1 protein-coding gene is annotated in these 335 nt (G+C 46.9%); it reads left to right on the top strand.

Annotated features, from left to right (window positions below; all coding sequences use genetic code 11):
• Positions 1-335, top strand: a 335-nt coding sequence (locus RCF13_RS17850; RefSeq protein WP_308141413.1) for a hypothetical protein, incomplete at both ends; no start/stop codon positions are given.

The following is a 335-nucleotide window of genomic DNA, read 5'->3' as shown; positions in this document are numbered from 1 at the left end:
TAATGACCATGTCATCCGTAACGGTACGTTTCATCAATCCGACTATGGACATTCATGTGCTGCTTCTTTGCTTTGTTCTAGCTGGTAGCTGGAGCGCGCTGCGTACTTCACAGGCATTAATGTTCGGTATGGAGTATTGGGTCTTGCTTTGCGTGCCGCTTTTGTTGTTTTTGTGGTATAAGTCAGCAAGCAATCCGATGTTCGATTTGGATGCCATCTTGACGATGACGGATTACCTCGCAGTCACACCAGCCTGGCATTTAATCCTGGTGAGCAGCTTCATTTTCACGGGGTTTATTTCCTTCTATGTCTTCAAGGAGGCTGCAAAGTGGCAG

This window comes from Stenotrophomonas maltophilia group sp. RNC7, assembly GCF_030910085.1.
GTDB lineage: Bacteria > Pseudomonadota > Gammaproteobacteria > Xanthomonadales > Xanthomonadaceae > Stenotrophomonas > Stenotrophomonas sepilia.
Note: the sequence above shows the minus strand (reverse complement) of the source record. Positions and strands in the feature narration are given on the sequence as shown.